The 13,129-nt window shown below is 62.3% G+C and carries 15 protein-coding genes; 3 read left to right on the plus strand and 12 right to left on the minus strand.

The features are described 5' to 3' along the window. Positions 1-5: 5 nt before the first annotated feature. The 7 genes from NCS00_RS28685 to NCS00_RS28715 form a co-directional block, all read right to left on the minus strand. Positions 6-1,469 carry an aldehyde dehydrogenase family protein gene (locus NCS00_RS28685; RefSeq protein WP_250441621.1) on the minus strand — a complete coding sequence of 488 codons (1,464 nt, stop codon included), beginning with the start codon at positions 1,467-1,469 and terminating at the stop codon, positions 6-8. 90 nt (positions 1,470-1,559) lie between these two features. Then, positions 1,560-2,555 carry a hypothetical protein gene (locus NCS00_RS28690; RefSeq protein WP_033536888.1) on the minus strand — a complete coding sequence of 332 codons (996 nt, stop codon included), beginning with the start codon at positions 2,553-2,555 and terminating at the stop codon, positions 1,560-1,562. 38 nt (positions 2,556-2,593) lie between these two features. Further along, on the minus strand, positions 2,594-3,085 hold the full coding sequence (locus NCS00_RS28695; RefSeq protein WP_033536925.1) for a cupin domain-containing protein: 492 nt from the start codon (positions 3,083-3,085) through the stop codon (positions 2,594-2,596). Positions 3,086-3,222: 137 nt separating this feature from the next. Then, positions 3,223-3,669 carry a nuclear transport factor 2 family protein gene (locus NCS00_RS28700; protein WP_008346123.1) on the minus strand — a complete coding sequence of 149 codons (447 nt, stop codon included), beginning with the start codon at positions 3,667-3,669 and terminating at the stop codon, positions 3,223-3,225. A 23-nt stretch (positions 3,670-3,692) separates the two neighbouring features. Continuing rightward, positions 3,693-4,061, minus strand: a complete 369-nt coding sequence (locus NCS00_RS28705; protein WP_250441622.1) for a c-type cytochrome — start codon at positions 4,059-4,061, stop codon at positions 3,693-3,695. 5 nt (positions 4,062-4,066) lie between these two features. Continuing rightward, a complete protein-coding gene (locus NCS00_RS28710; protein WP_250441623.1) occupies positions 4,067-5,791 on the minus strand; it encodes an FAD-dependent oxidoreductase in 1,725 nt (574 codons plus the stop codon). Positions 5,792-5,816: 25 nt separating this feature from the next. Continuing rightward, positions 5,817-6,689, minus strand: coding sequence for a transporter (locus tag NCS00_RS28715; RefSeq protein WP_033536889.1), 873 nt, complete (start codon positions 6,687-6,689; stop codon positions 5,817-5,819). A 287-nt stretch (positions 6,690-6,976) separates the two neighbouring features. On the opposite strand from NCS00_RS28715, the gene NCS00_RS28720 reads away from it, so the two are divergent. Together NCS00_RS28720 and NCS00_RS28725 are read left to right on the plus strand one after the other, a co-directional pair. Next, positions 6,977-7,822 carry a helix-turn-helix domain-containing protein gene (locus NCS00_RS28720; protein WP_250441624.1) on the plus strand — a complete coding sequence of 282 codons (846 nt, stop codon included), beginning with the start codon at positions 6,977-6,979 and terminating at the stop codon, positions 7,820-7,822. 13 nt (positions 7,823-7,835) lie between these two features. Further along, positions 7,836-8,801 carry a LysR family transcriptional regulator gene (locus tag NCS00_RS28725; protein ID WP_008346131.1) on the plus strand — a complete coding sequence of 322 codons (966 nt, stop codon included), beginning with the start codon at positions 7,836-7,838 and terminating at the stop codon, positions 8,799-8,801. A gap of 6 nt (positions 8,802-8,807) precedes the next feature. On the opposite strand, the gene NCS00_RS28730 is transcribed toward NCS00_RS28725, so the two are convergent. The 5 genes from NCS00_RS28730 to NCS00_RS28750 form a co-directional block, all read right to left on the minus strand. Then, positions 8,808-9,728 carry an AEC family transporter gene (locus tag NCS00_RS28730; RefSeq protein ID WP_008346134.1) on the minus strand — a complete coding sequence of 307 codons (921 nt, stop codon included), beginning with the start codon at positions 9,726-9,728 and terminating at the stop codon, positions 8,808-8,810. Positions 9,729-9,847: 119 nt separating this feature from the next. Next, positions 9,848-10,894: a catalase gene (locus tag NCS00_RS28735; protein ID WP_250441625.1), complete on the minus strand. Its 1,047-nt coding sequence runs from the start codon at positions 10,892-10,894 to the stop codon at positions 9,848-9,850. A gap of 2 nt (positions 10,895-10,896) precedes the next feature. Then, positions 10,897-11,319, minus strand: a complete 423-nt coding sequence (locus NCS00_RS28740; RefSeq protein ID WP_250437533.1) for a c-type cytochrome — start codon at positions 11,317-11,319, stop codon at positions 10,897-10,899. Continuing rightward, positions 11,316-11,681, minus strand: coding sequence for a hypothetical protein (locus NCS00_RS28745; protein ID WP_250441626.1), 366 nt, complete (start codon positions 11,679-11,681; stop codon positions 11,316-11,318). Before NCS00_RS28745 ends, NCS00_RS28740 begins: the two co-directional genes overlap by 4 nt. A gap of 322 nt (positions 11,682-12,003) precedes the next feature. After that, entirely contained in the window at positions 12,004-12,273 is a 270-nt protein-coding gene (locus tag NCS00_RS28750) for a hypothetical protein (protein ID WP_239295284.1), read from the minus strand. Positions 12,274-12,648: 375 nt separating this feature from the next. Between NCS00_RS28750 and NCS00_RS28755 the strand changes: the two genes are divergently transcribed. Beyond that, on the plus strand, positions 12,649-13,116 hold the full coding sequence (locus tag NCS00_RS28755; RefSeq protein WP_175980297.1) for a zinc-finger-containing protein: 468 nt from the start codon (positions 12,649-12,651) through the stop codon (positions 13,114-13,116). Positions 13,117-13,129 lie beyond the last annotated feature (13 nt).

Consider the following 13,129-nt stretch of genomic DNA (forward strand, 5'->3'; position numbering starts at 1 on the left):
TGCGCTCAACGTGGATAGTAAGGCGGAATATTGGCGTCGACATTCACCCACACCGACTTTGCCTGAGTATATTCGCGCATCACTTCGAAGCCCATCTCGCGTCCGTATCCGCTCGCGCCGACGCCGCCGAAAGGCGATCCCGGACTCACGCGCTTGTAGCAGTTGATCCACACCATGCCGCTCTTCAGTTGCCGCGCGAAGAGATGCGCGCGTTGCAGATCGCGCGTCCAGAGTCCCGCGCCCAGGCCGTATTCGGTGCCGTTGGCAATCGCCAGGCCTTCTTCATCCGATTTGAACGTGCTGACGGTGACGAACGGGCCGAACACTTCCTCCTGCGCGACGCGATCGGTCGGCTTCGCCTGCACGATGGTCGGTTCGACATAGCAGCCTTTCGCGAGCCCCGCGGCGTCCGGCGACTTGCCGCCCGCGAGCACGCGACCGCCCTGCTCCCGCGCGACATCGACATACGAAAGCACGCGATCGCGATGCATCTGCGATGTGAGCGGACCCATTTCCGTGGACGGATCGAGCGGATCGCCGATGCGGATCGAGCGCGCGAGCGACGTGAAGCGTTCGAGCAAGTCATCGGCGATGGATTCGTGCACGATCAGCCGCGACGCCGCAATGCACGCCTGCCCTTGATTATGAAAGATGCCGAACGCGGAACCTTGCACGACAGCGTCGAGATTCGCGTCGCCGAACACGACGTTCGCCCCTTTGCCGCCGAGTTCGAGCTGCACTTTCTTCAGATTGCCGCTCGATGCCTGCACGATCTTGCGGCCCACCGCCGTCGATCCGGTGAACGCCACCTTGCCGATCTCGGGGTGCTCCGCGATGTATTGACCCGCGACGTGACCGAAACCCGGCAGCACGTTCACGACGCCCGCCGGAAAGCCGACCTCGGCCATCAACTGCGCGATCGCGAGGCTCGACAAGGGCGTGAGTTCGGCGGGCTTCATCACGACGCAATTGCCCGCCGCGAGCGCGGGCGCCATCTTCCAGCTCGTGAACATCAGCGGAAAATTCCACGGCACCACTTGTCCGACGATGCCGACCGGTTCGCGCGTCAGATAGTTGAGAAAGCCGGCTTCGACAGGAATCACCGAGCCTTCGAACTTGTCGGCCATGCCGCCGAAATAACGAAACGTCGCGGCCGTGCGCGGCACGTCGAGATTGCGCGTATCGCGAATCGGATGGCCGGTGTCAATCGATTCGAGGCGCGCGAGTTCATCGGCGTTCGCTTCGATAGCGTCGGCGAGTTTCAGGAGCAGGCGTCCGCGATCCGCCGCCGCCATCGCGCTCCACGCCGGGAATGCCTTTTTTGCGGCTTGAACCGCCCGATCGACATCCTCGCGGCCGGCCATCGAGACTTGCGCGATCTCGCTGTTGTCGTGCGGATTCAGTGTCGCGAGCGTTTCGCCGGACAGGGCGGCCACGAAGCGGCCGTCGATGAAGAGTTGCGTTTGCATGTCTTGCTCGTGTCGAAGATTGAAGACGAAGCGTTCCCCGCGACGCCTTTTTCAAGGCATCGTTCTTGTCGAAGGGAAACCGTAGGCGGCTTAGAACGCGACCGGATACGGCGGCAGTTCGCCGCTTTCGTAGCGCCTCGGCAGATCGGGCGTCGCGTTCTCCCAGACGAGAAGCATCGAGCGTTTCTGCGAATAACCCTTGTGGCGGATGTCGGCGGGCATCGCGGCGATATCGCCGGCGTTCATCGTGATGCGCGCGCGCGGCTCGCCGGTGTCCTTGTCGGCCACATCCCAGATGATCTGATCCGACAGTTGCAGGAACCACTCGACGCGATCGTTGCCGTGAAAAACCGGCAGCACGAATTCCTCGGTCGTCGGGCAAAAGAGGCTTTGCTTGCACACGGACGTGACCGATGGATTCCACGTCACGTCCGAACGCGACAGATACTTGAAGAGGCTGAACGCGTGCAATTGCCCTTCGAATTCAGGCTCCGCGTGAATCTCCGGCTCGTCTTGCGATACATCCGCGAACTGGCGATTCACCGGGAAGTCGTCGCGCAACGGCGAATCGCCTTCGAGGCCCGGCATGCGCTTCGTCGCGATGCGCGTGCGGTCGATCGCCGCGATGTTGTCGCCGTGCTTGGCGCCGAATGCCGAGCCGGTTTCCTCGGGAGCCGCGAACGGATCGAAGCCTTCGTTCACCCAGTCCTTCAGGATTGCCTTGAACGTCGCCATGATGATCGGCGTTTCGAATTGCTGCGTGTAATCGACGCCCGCTTCGCGGAAGCTCGCGTTGTACGCGCCGGCATACATGTCGACCTTGCCGTAGTGATTGCGCGTGCCGATCACTTCATCGAAATTGACCCAGCCGTAGAAGAAACCCCACGCGACGTCGCGCATCATCGCGCGCAGGAAGTCGTCGGCGTGCATCTGATGCGAGCGCGTCTGTCCTTCTGCCGGCCACTTCACGGTGACGAAATACGCGTCGCGGCTGAACTCGAACTCGCCGAGCTTGAACGTGCGATAGCCGGTGGACGCATCGGGGTCGGTGGCGACGACGCTTTGCAGAAAAATGGCTTGATCCATGATGTTTTTGCTCCGAAAGATGAGAGTTCGCGGCGGCGTTACTGGATGCAGATGTCGGCCCATTTCTCGACCGATTCCGCGCCGGCAATCGTCTGCACGAGCAGCACGCCGGTCTTTCTCGCTTCGAAGCGATACGCCGCGCCCGCAGGCAGCAGCGCCTGATGTCCGCGACGCAAGCGCACGAAGCCCATCTTCTGGCCTGAGGGTTCGCCTTCGAGTTTCACCGAGCCTTCGATATCGGCGCTTACGAGCGCGCCATCTGAAGGCTTGATGAAGTGCACGTCGATCTCGCCATCGAGCGCGACGACGAATTCATCGTGCGATGCCGTGAACCACGCCGACACGCCTTCCGCGCGCAGCGTTTCGATCACGTACTTGAGGTTCTTGCCGACGACCACTTTTTCGTACGGCGCGGATTGGCTCGCCACGTCGAACACGTTGGACATCACGTAATGCGATGCCTGTCCCTTGATGATTTCGATATTGCCTTTGCGATAGTTATCGAGGCTGCCGAGTCGGGTCTGTTGCATGTCTGTCTCCATGTCCGCGGTCACGTTCGCGGTGTCGCGCTGGAATCAAGATTAGGGCGGCGAGCGCTGCGAGGCAATGAATCGAGGTTCGCGTTTGCCGAACGATGCGTGCTCGATCGCAGCCCTAGGGAAAGTACTTACTTTTGCGCGTTTTTATCCGCGAGCCACGGATAGCGCTGCGTGTCCGCGCTTTCGTAATCCGGGTCGAGATAGATGAAGCAGCGCTGGATCTTGAAGTCGCGGATCTCGAAGACATCGATCCAGCGGCCCGCGTGCGTGACGCCCGCGCGCCAGTCGACGCCGCTTTGCGTCGTGCCGTAACTCGTGCCTTCGATGACCACCGTATCGCCCTGCTGGATCACGTTCAGATACGCGAGATCGTGCTTGAACTTCGCGACGATCGAGCCGAGGTCCGCGAAGAGTTGTTCAAAGGCCGCGCGGCCTGTCGCGATGCCCCATTTGGGGAAATAGACTTCGGCGTGATCGTCGAAGAGATCGAAGAATGCTGCGCCGCGATCGAGCCTGCGCAGATATTCGAGCGCGATGGTCTTGCGCTGTTCGTCGCTCATGGTGATGGGGTTCATGCTTTAGTCTCCTGATGTCGGATTCAATGCAGCGTGCGCAGATACGCGATGATTTTTTGCCGCCGTGCTTCGTCGCCTTCGAAATAGGTCATCGCGTTGCCGGGCGCGACGGCTTGCGTGTCGGTGAGCCACGCGTCGAGCAGCTTGTCGTCCCAGACCTTGCCCGACGCGGCCGCCTTCATGCCCGCCGAATACTTGAATCCGGGCTCCGATGCCATCGGCTTGCCGACGATGCCGAAGAGATTCGGCCCTTGTCCGTTGGGTTCGCCCTTGCCGAAGGTGTGGCACACGGCGCAGTTGTTCGTCGTGAGTTTCTTGCCGATCGCGACGCTGTCCTGCTGCGCATGTGCCGCAGAACTGGCGAGCGCGAATATCGTAATTAAGTTAGCCATCCGAATCATGATTGACCTCCATTGGCTGATTGCGCCGCGCGATACGCGAACGCGATGATCGGTCCGAGCGTGCCGCCGCCCGCCCAGTAAGCACGCGCGGACGCCGACGCCACGCAATTGCCCACGCCGTACAAACCCTTGATCGGCTCGCCGCGCGTATCGAGCACTTGCGCATGCGAATTGGTCTTCGGACCGCCTTTGGTATCGAGATTGCCTGCGACGATGAGCGCCGCGTAATACGGTCCTTTGGCCGAGAGCGGATACATCGTCTCGTTCTTCTGATCGGCTTTCTTCGATACGGGTCCGTTGAAAAGCTTCTCGACGACGCGCTCGCCGCGATGGAAGTCCTGATCCACGCCCGTCTTCGCGAAGCCGTTGAAACGCTTGATCGTCGCGTCGAGACTGCGCACGAAGTCGTCGCTCAACGTGGCGCTACCGAGCGCGCTCTGGTACTTCGCCATGCGTTCGCGAATCGCGCCCGCCAGTTCCGCAAGCGTGTTGCCGCGCAGTACGTGCCGGTCGTTCGATCCCTTGGGAACGATGAGGCTGCCGTAGTCATCGCTTGCGCAATGCTCCTGCGCCTGCTGATCCCAGATGGAAACGAGCGTGAGATTCGGATACTCGCCCTTCGCGCCGTCCCATTCGGAGAACGCCGCACAGACCTCGTTGTATGCGAGCTTCTCGTTCACGACGCGCTTGCCGTACTTGTTCACGTAGAGCATCGAATCGCCCGTCGGCGTGAAGATGCCGGACAGCGAGCCATCCTTCGCGATGGCCTTGTCGAGCGAGATCGGCGCCATCCACGAGTAGTTCATGTTGCGCAACTGCACGTCGAGCGCGCTGGAAATCCGCACGAAATCGCCTTCGTTGGTTGGCGCTGCACAACCGCCATACACCGCGCCGTGCAGGAAGTTCTTGCGCAACTCGGGATCGTGCGTGAAGCCGCCGGTCGCGAAGATCACCGCCTTCTTTGCGCGCACGCGAAAGAGCGTGCCCTCTTCCGTCAGCGATTCGACGCCGATCACCGCGCCCGTTTCATCGACGAGCACTTTCTGCACGCGATAACCCGTCTTGATGTCGATGCCGTCTCGGCGTGCTGCCGCGCTCATCGTGCGGATCGCGACGCGGCCGCCGTCCGACATGCTCGGCAAGCCGTCTTTAGGAAACAGCACGCGGCCGCGCGGCGCCTTGTCTTCGGGCAACTCGGCCCAGTAATCCGGCACCGCGCCTTCATGCCGATACGGCAGCGCGCCCTTGCTCGCGAGCAACTCCGCCGCCGGCGATGCGCTGTCGTAGATCGCCTCGCACATCTCGAACTCCCAGTCGGACAGACCGAGCTTCGGCAACGACGGATCGTATTGCTCGGGCCGCGACAGACGCGCGACATAGCGCATGTAATCAGGCTTCGGATCGGCGATGCCCGCGCGGCGCATCGGCTCGTTGTTCGGCACCCAGTACCAGAACGCGGCCTTCGCGGCCGTGCCGCCGACGCTGCCTGCCTTCTCGAGAATCACGACGCGGTTTCCCAGCCAGCGCGAGAACAGCGCGCACGGCAATCCGCCGCCACCGCCGCCGCACACGACCACGTCATACTCCGCGTCGAACTTGACATCGCTCGCCGCGCGCGCCGTGAGCGACACCGCGCCGAACGCCGCCGCCGCCGTTCCTGCGCCAGCGGCCTTGATGAAGCTGCGCCGCGATGCGGCAGAAAGCTTGTTCGTCTCACTCATGTTTGTCTCCATCGTTTGAATGTGCTCACCAGTAGTGCCACGCCTGCACGAGAATTCCGTTGGTGAGCGTGGTGTTGCGGCCCGAAACCGAGTGTTGGTATTGGATCGAAAGCTGGTCGTACATCTTCTGGTGCAGGAACGGCAGGCTATTCGGTTTGAACTGGAACAGCACGCCGAGTCCCACGGTCGTTTCGCGGCTCGCGCTGTTGGAAAGCGGCATCCCCGCCGTCTGATTGAAGGTGCCCCCGCTCGTCTGATAGTCGAGGCCGACGAAAGGAATCGCGAAGGGGTTGTCGGGCGGCGAGATGCTGTAGCCGACACGCAAATTCAGATGGAACGTGTTGCCCGGGCTCAGATCGTCCTGACCCGAGCGCAGCGTGCGTCCGCGCAGAATGCCGCCGAGCAGGAGGTCTACGTTCAGGTGTCCGTACCAGTCGTCATAGAAGACTGACGGCCAGAACGACCACGTATTCGTCGATACCGCGTTCTGCCCGACGGGCACTTGTACATAGGTCTGAAAGCCGAGCGTCGTCGCGGGCGCGGGGTTGTACCAGACGAGCCCGCCGACGAGCGGATCGCCAATGCCGCTTGCCGAGAATTGCGAGCCCTGCGTGCGGATCGCGGGCACCGTGATGCTCGCGTTGAAGCCGACATGCGGCAGCGACGGCACTTTCCAGTAGTGGATGAACGTCGATAGCCCGACGAAGGTGTTCGTGCCCGGACCCGCGACCTGATTGCCGTGTGAATCGAATGCGCGGCTGTCGTGATTCCATTCGAGGTTCTGGCCGAAGGAATCATAAGTGCCTTCGAAGTCGCTGCTGAACTGCCACGTTTGCGGACGGTCCGTCGCGAAGGGAATGCCCGACGCGTGGGCCATCGTGCAGGTTGCGCCAAGCATGGCGAGCGCCCATGCGTGACGTCGTCGTATCTTTGATTTCGGGTGCCGCATTTGCATCGTCGTCTCCGGTCGTTCGTGTCGTATGAGCGAACGTTACGAAGGCGCGGCGTATCGGTCTTTCAGGTTTCGGAAATTACAGATTCCGGCGGATGCGGGTTTACACCACGCACAAAGCACGCACGTGGCGTTCGCAAACGGCGACCCATCGCGCGTGCAAGAGCTTTGCGCTCGCATCTATACTCGCGTGGACAGCGGCATCGAAAGCCGCGAGAAAAGGAGACGTAACGATGAGCGCCATTGCAGCGCCCGCTCGCATCGACCGCTTCAGCAAGCTCGCGGGCGTTCCGGGACTCGAATACTGCATCTCGGGCCCGCGACCTTATTCGCTGGAATTGAGCAATTCGTCAGACATGATCTGCCTGCTGCTCGGCACGATCGTCTCCGATACGCGCTACGACGACGGCCCCGCCGCGCCCTTCACGTTTCGCGCGGAAACGGCCGCGTATCATCCGCGCGGCGGCAGCATGCGTATCGACGCGCACGATGTGCAGCATGGCTTCATCGCGTTTCGATATGCCGATGGGTTCGTGGACCGCATCGCCGATCGCAACGCGGAACCGTTGCGTCGCGCGGGCAGCCGCAGCAATCTCGACGCCGATCCGATCCGTCATCTCGTGCGCTATGTGCGTCAGAAAGCGCATGACGGATCGGGCAAGATCGATCCGTGGGAACTGCAGTGCGTCGCTACGCTCGCGTGGATCGAGACGACGCGTCATCTCGAACGCGCCGCGCGCGAACGTAAATCGGCGCTGACGGACGCTACATTCGCAACGCTCGCAGCTTATGTCGCCGACAACATCGATCAGAACCTGTCCTGCGCGGATATCGCCGCCGAGCTCGATCTGCCCGTGCGCGCGGTCTTCGATGGCGTGAAGGCGCGTACCGGTTATTCGCTCTATCGCTATGTGCTGGAGAAGCGCATCGGCGCCGCTGCGCGCATGTTGCGCGCGGACGATGCGCCGCTTGTCGATATCGCCGCCGCGTGCGGATTTTCGTCGCAGCAACACATGACGGCGCTCTTTTCGAAACGGCTCGGAACCACGCCACTGCGCTATAGAAAAGCCGCGGGATAAGCCAGGAGGAAGCATGGACCTCTTCATGTCGATGGAGGCCTTCGTTCGCGCAGCCGAAGCGCAGAGTTTCGCGAGCGCGGCGCGGCAGCTCGGCGTGGCGAAATCGGTTGTCACGTCGCGTGTGAAGCAACTCGAGGAGCACTTCGGCGTCGCGCTGTTTCATCGCTCGACGCGTGCCGTGCGGCTTTCGGAAGTCGGCGAATCCTACTATCAGGATTGCCTGCTGCTCGTGTCGAAAGTGAACGAGCTGTCGGGACGCGCGATTCCCGAAACGCAATCGCTCTGTGGCACGCTCAACGTTCATGTCTTGCCCGGCTTCGCGCTCGGACACTTTTCGCAGGCGCTGATCGCGTTTCGCGAGGCGCATCCGCGCATCGAGTTCGTCGTGACGGTGAACGATCGCGTGATCGATCCCGTGCAGGAAGGCTTCGATCTCGCTCTGCAGATTTATCCGCCCGCGTCGAACCTGCTCGTCGAGCGCAAGCTCTTTCCGGTGCGCGGCGTATTGTGCGCGACGCCCGCGTATCTCAAGGAAGAGCCTGCGATCGAGACGCCGCTCGATTTGCTGCGTCACGATTTCGCGCGTTACGCGCACTATCCGTGGGGCGACAACTGGCCGCTCATGAAGGGCAACGAGTGCTATGAGATCGCGCTCAACGCGGTGCTTAAAACCAATAGCGTGCATCTGCTGCTCGAGTTCGCGCGCGCGGGCGCGGGCGTCGTCTATCTGCCGACGATGGTCGCCGCCAGCGATCTGCTCGAACGCCGTCTCGTGCGCGTGCTGCCCGATTACGCTGCGCCGCCGTTGTGGCTGTCCGCGGTGTATCCGACTTCGCATCGTTCGACGACCAAGGTGAAAGCGTTCGTCGACTTCCTGCGCGAGCGCTATCTGAGCGAGCCGCAATGGGACAAGGCACTCGGCATTTCGCCGCCCGATGACGAAGAGCGCAACGTCGACGAAGAACTCGGCGACGTGTGATCGCAACTAGAGCACGTAGAGCCACGCGAGCAAGGTGACGATCGAAAAGAGCGTGGTCATCGAGATGACCGCGCCGACCACGCCCTTCTCGACGTCGTATTCCGAAGCAAGCACGTATGCGCTTTTCGCGGTCGGCACGGCGGCGCACACGACCGCGGCGATGGTCGCGTCGTGACCGAGTCTTGTCGCGAGGCACAGCGCGTACACGACGAGCGGCACGATCGCGAGCTTGAGCGCGGTCAACAGCGCGTAGAGATTGACGCGTCCGCGCAACTCGTCGAGCGTGAGATCGAGACCGATCGCGAAGAGCGCGCATGGCGTCAGTGCTTCGCCGAGTATCGTGAGAAACGATGCGACAGGAACCGGCAGCGTCAGTCCGACGACGGACCACAGCAGTCCGCAAATCGTCGCGAGAATGACGGGATTGGTCGCGATCTGCCGAACGAGCGCGGTGACATCGATCTTGCGCGATGCATCCATCCGGCCGATCTCGACCAGCACGACAAGCACAGGAAACATGATCGCGCCGACGAACACCGTCGCGACCGCCGCCGCGAGCACGCCGGGCTTGCCGTAGAGCGTCTTCAGGATCGGCAGTGCGACGAAGCCGGTGTTGGTCATCGCGACGGCAGCGGCGAGCATCGCAGCGGATGCGAGACTCGCGCCGCGCACGATGCGCGCGACGAGCAACACGGCGGCGAAGCAGATCATCGAGCCGCCGCCGAACGCCGCGAGAAAGCGCCATTCGAGCAGCGAGCGAAGCGACTCGTCGGCGATGGTCAGAAAGACCAGCGCGGGCATCGCGACGTAATAAGCGAAGCGCATCAGGGAAGGCGCGAGCGCATGCGGCATGTAGCCCGACACGCGCGCCACCCATCCGGTGAGAATGATGGCAAAGATCGGAAGGATCATGCCGGCAAGATGCATGGCGGACTCCGATATCGATGCAGCGCCCGGCGCGAGCGCTCGCTGCTGAAATGGGCATCATTATCGGAGAAAAACGACGCGCGACGTGCGATCTTGCGCAGCCGCGCGACGCTCGTCCGCTAGCGTGCGGCCAGCAACGCTCTCGCTTCCTCGCTCGACAGCACGCCTCGCTCCTCGCGATTCGCGGCGCTCGCCGCGTAGACATCCTTGCGTGCGTGCGTGATGCCGAGCGGCGCGAAGCCGTTGGCCGGATTGAACGCGAGCCGTTCGATACGTGCTTCGTCGTCGACGGATGGCGGTGCATCGATTTCGAGTTCGCCGATGGTCACTACATCCGACTTCCACGCGATGGATGCATCGTTGACGGGCGTCGTTTGTTCATCGACGAAGAATTGCACGCCGAGTTGCCACTTGACCGGACCTTGCTCCAGACGATTGCAGATATCGGCGCGCAGATAGTTGTCGCCATGACGCTCGGCGTTCGTCCCCGAGGACGTCGACGGATGCGGATGCAGCGAATACTTGATCGCCGCCTGCCCCAGTTGCACGACCGATCCCCAGTAATGCTCCGTCGCCAGGCTGTCGACGTGATGCACTCTGGTTTCCTTGAAAAGGATCGCCAGAATGCGCGCGCCCTCGACGGGCCCGAGTCTTGCCATCATCATCTCGCGCAAGCCCTGCGCGATCCCGCTCACCGTGCCTTCCGCAAGCAACGCGACGATGATATCGGCGACCGCCATGAACTGAGCGGCGTCGCGCGCATGTGAGCGACCGCCTTCGTTGGTCATCAGCAGATCGGTTTCGGCGCCCTCTTCCGTGAAGAACTTGAGCGCGATGCCGCGAACGTCCGGCGACGTGTCCGGCTGCGGACACGGCTGTCCGTTGGAGATGCGGCATGCGGCGCGATACGTCGCCGGGTGCTTCGCGAAGGGGCCAAATCGCGCGGCATCCGGAATATCATCAGCTATCCGAATCAGTACGAAAGCGCCGAGCAATGACTTCTGATGTTGCGCTCGATCGACCTGTCCGTTCAGCCCCGTGTGTTTGCTCGCGGCCAGCTTCGTCTGCTGCGCGCCGATCGCCGTAACGAGCATCGCGAGCGTGGCGGCGTCATCGAGCTTGTCGGTCCAGCCGGCGCCGTCGCCGGCGGATTGAGGGGAGTTCACGATCAACCTCCGTTCGCGCCTGGAGTGATAGCGCGCTGTTTAAGTGTAGGTGCGTCAGCTGACTCGTCTGACTCACGCGCCGGCACCGCGCCTGCCGCAATGCTGCCGTCGGCGCGCGCCGCGAAGTAGCGATAGATCGCGTCGATGTGATTCTCGATCAGCGCGTTGCCGCGATAGGCCGGCATACCCAACGGCGGATTGCCGTCGAGAATCGCGGCGATGAAGCGCTCGCGGCTCTGCGTGCGCGCAAAGCCGACGATCGACGGCGCGGCGAGTCCTTCAAGATCCTTGCCATGGCAGCGCGCGCAGTCGGCGACGCGCACGGCCCGCCATGCATCGATCAGCGAGTTGTCGGCTGCGGCCGCTGCGTGAGCATGGGCGACCAGCCAAACGCCGACGATGCCGGCAAGCGCTGCGCGAATCAATGATTGCGTCCTGAGATTCGGCCGACGTACTTCCATCCCTGATCGCGTATCCATACGTAAGTGAAGCCCGTTGGACCGTCGATGAACACGGTCATCGGCCGCTCGCCCGCCGACGCTTCCTTTTGCGGTTCCGTCGACGCCTGCGTGATGCGCGCTTCCGTCGGCTTCAGATTCGCATCGCGATCGTCGAGGCGCCAGCCGTCGTCATCGGCGTAAATGAGGCGTGACGTTCCGCCCGTTGGCGTCTGAACCGTGAACGCGAGCGGATCGGCGTCGGTCGCGGCAGTCGCGGCGAAGGTGCTGGCGCACGTGAGCATCGTGATCGCGAGGAACGTCGCACGCTTTGTCTGTTGGGATCTCATTTCGGGTACCTCCTTACGGGCCGCGCGGTCGCGGCTGTCCAGATGGGCTTATGCATAGAGAACGAACGTGGCCTCGACGAATGTGAAGCCCGGAGATCCGCGTGGCTGACTATTTGATTTCGCTGCGGACAAGAGTCTGTCGTGTGGAAGCATCGCCACGCGGGGCCGATGAGCGGCCGTCTTTTGATGGGCTCAACTATCGACCGAACGATCGTCTGGAAAAACCATGCATCGGGAGGGATTCAGCCCCGCCATTGGGGGACTGCGAAATGGAACGAGGATCGAATTCGTCGAAGGCGTCCCCGCCGCCTTCGGCACATTGCTACTGGCCGCTATAGATGTTGCAGCTCAGGCCCGGCGTGCAGAGTTGCATCGTGCTGCCCGTCCAGGCATCGCGCGATGCGCTGCCGGACTTGCTCGTCGACATCGCTCCGCCATAGCTGGAATCGTTCGTTGCCGTGCTGCCGTCTTGCGCATTCTGCTGCGCGGTGCTGCCTTGGGCCGGCGCCATCTGCATGTTCTGCGTTTGCGCGACGGCGCTCATCGCGAAGACGCTTGCGGCCGATGCGGCCAATAGAAGAGTTGCTCTCATCGCCATCACCTTCTTGAGTCAAGAAACCGATTGAGGACTGCAAGCCTGCGACGAACTCGCGGGCACGCATGCTGGGACCCGGTTTCGAGCGCGAAACGCCGCGCCTTCCGGGCTTCTGATGGAACTTGAGGATGGGGCTTGTAAGCCCCGAAAGCGCGTGGCGGGTAGCACGCACTCCTACCCTATACCGCGGATCGGAAAAGTAAATTCCCGATCCGCGGTTTCCTTGGCCGGCGCGCATGGCAGCATCTGCGCGAACGCGCTTGCTTAAGCAGATTGCGATATCGCGGCATGCATCGAGCTTTCAATCGCGTGGCGTTTCGAAGACGATGCACGGTTTTGCTATATTGGATTTCCCGCCCGGGATTTTCGACGATGCGTGTCGGCCGACCTGTCAAACCTCTGCCTCATCCGAATTGCGATTACTGCGGCGCGCCCGCGACCCTGACGCGCGCGGGCGACGAGGCCTATCCGTATCGCGAAGACCACGGCCCGCTCTGGTTGTGCGCCGATTGTCAGGCGTGGATCGGCATCTTTCCACGCAGCACGCGTAATGTCCCGCTCGGCCGTCTCGCCGATGCCCGCCTGCGCGATCTCAAAGTGAAACTGCACGCCGTTCTCGAACCGCTCGTGCAGGCGAAGGTCCGGCGCGACGGCTGCAATGTTTTCGAGGCGCGCTCCAAGGGCATGAAGTGGCTCGCGCAGGCGATCGGCGTCGAGCCGGAGAAATGCAGCATCCACACGCTGGACGCCGATCAATGCGAGCGCGCGATCGCCGTCGTCGAACATTTTGAACAGGAACGCGCCCGGCACCCTTCAGATTCGACGATCGATGAACGTTAACCTGAAAAGGTCA

The sequence above is a fragment of the Caballeronia sp. AZ1_KS37 genome (assembly GCF_023631165.1).
In the GTDB taxonomy this organism is placed as follows: domain Bacteria; phylum Pseudomonadota; class Gammaproteobacteria; order Burkholderiales; family Burkholderiaceae; genus Caballeronia; species Caballeronia zhejiangensis.

Bases quoted from the DNA above. Each gene is read 5' to 3' on its own strand.
- NCS00_RS28685 (WP_250441621.1), bottom strand. From the start codon at position 1,469: ATGCAAACGCAACTCTTCATCGACGGCCGCTTCGTGGCCGCCCTGTCC.
- NCS00_RS28690 (WP_033536888.1), bottom strand. From the start codon at position 2,555: ATGGATCAAGCCATTTTTCTGCAAAGCGTCGTCGCCACCGACCCCGAT.
- NCS00_RS28695 (WP_033536925.1), bottom strand. From the start codon at position 3,085: ATGCAACAGACCCGACTCGGCAGCCTCGATAACTATCGCAAAGGCAAT.
- NCS00_RS28700 (WP_008346123.1), bottom strand. From the start codon at position 3,669: ATGAACCCCATCACCATGAGCGACGAACAGCGCAAGACCATCGCGCTC.
- NCS00_RS28705 (WP_250441622.1), bottom strand. From the start codon at position 4,061: ATGGCTAACTTAATTACGATATTCGCGCTCGCCAGTTCTGCGGCACAT.
- NCS00_RS28710 (WP_250441623.1), bottom strand. From the start codon at position 5,791: ATGAGTGAGACGAACAAGCTTTCTGCCGCATCGCGGCGCAGCTTCATC.
- NCS00_RS28715 (WP_033536889.1), bottom strand. From the start codon at position 6,689: ATGCTTGGCGCAACCTGCACGATGGCCCACGCGTCGGGCATTCCCTTC.
- NCS00_RS28720 (WP_250441624.1), top strand. From the start codon at position 6,977: ATGAGCGCCATTGCAGCGCCCGCTCGCATCGACCGCTTCAGCAAGCTC.
- NCS00_RS28725 (WP_008346131.1), top strand. From the start codon at position 7,836: ATGGACCTCTTCATGTCGATGGAGGCCTTCGTTCGCGCAGCCGAAGCG.
- NCS00_RS28730 (WP_008346134.1), bottom strand. From the start codon at position 9,728: ATGCATCTTGCCGGCATGATCCTTCCGATCTTTGCCATCATTCTCACC.
- NCS00_RS28745 (WP_250441626.1), bottom strand. From the start codon at position 11,681: ATGAGATCCCAACAGACAAAGCGTGCGACGTTCCTCGCGATCACGATG.
- NCS00_RS28750 (WP_239295284.1), bottom strand. From the start codon at position 12,273: ATGAGAGCAACTCTTCTATTGGCCGCATCGGCCGCAAGCGTCTTCGCG.
- NCS00_RS28755 (WP_175980297.1), top strand. From the start codon at position 12,649: ATGCGTGTCGGCCGACCTGTCAAACCTCTGCCTCATCCGAATTGCGAT.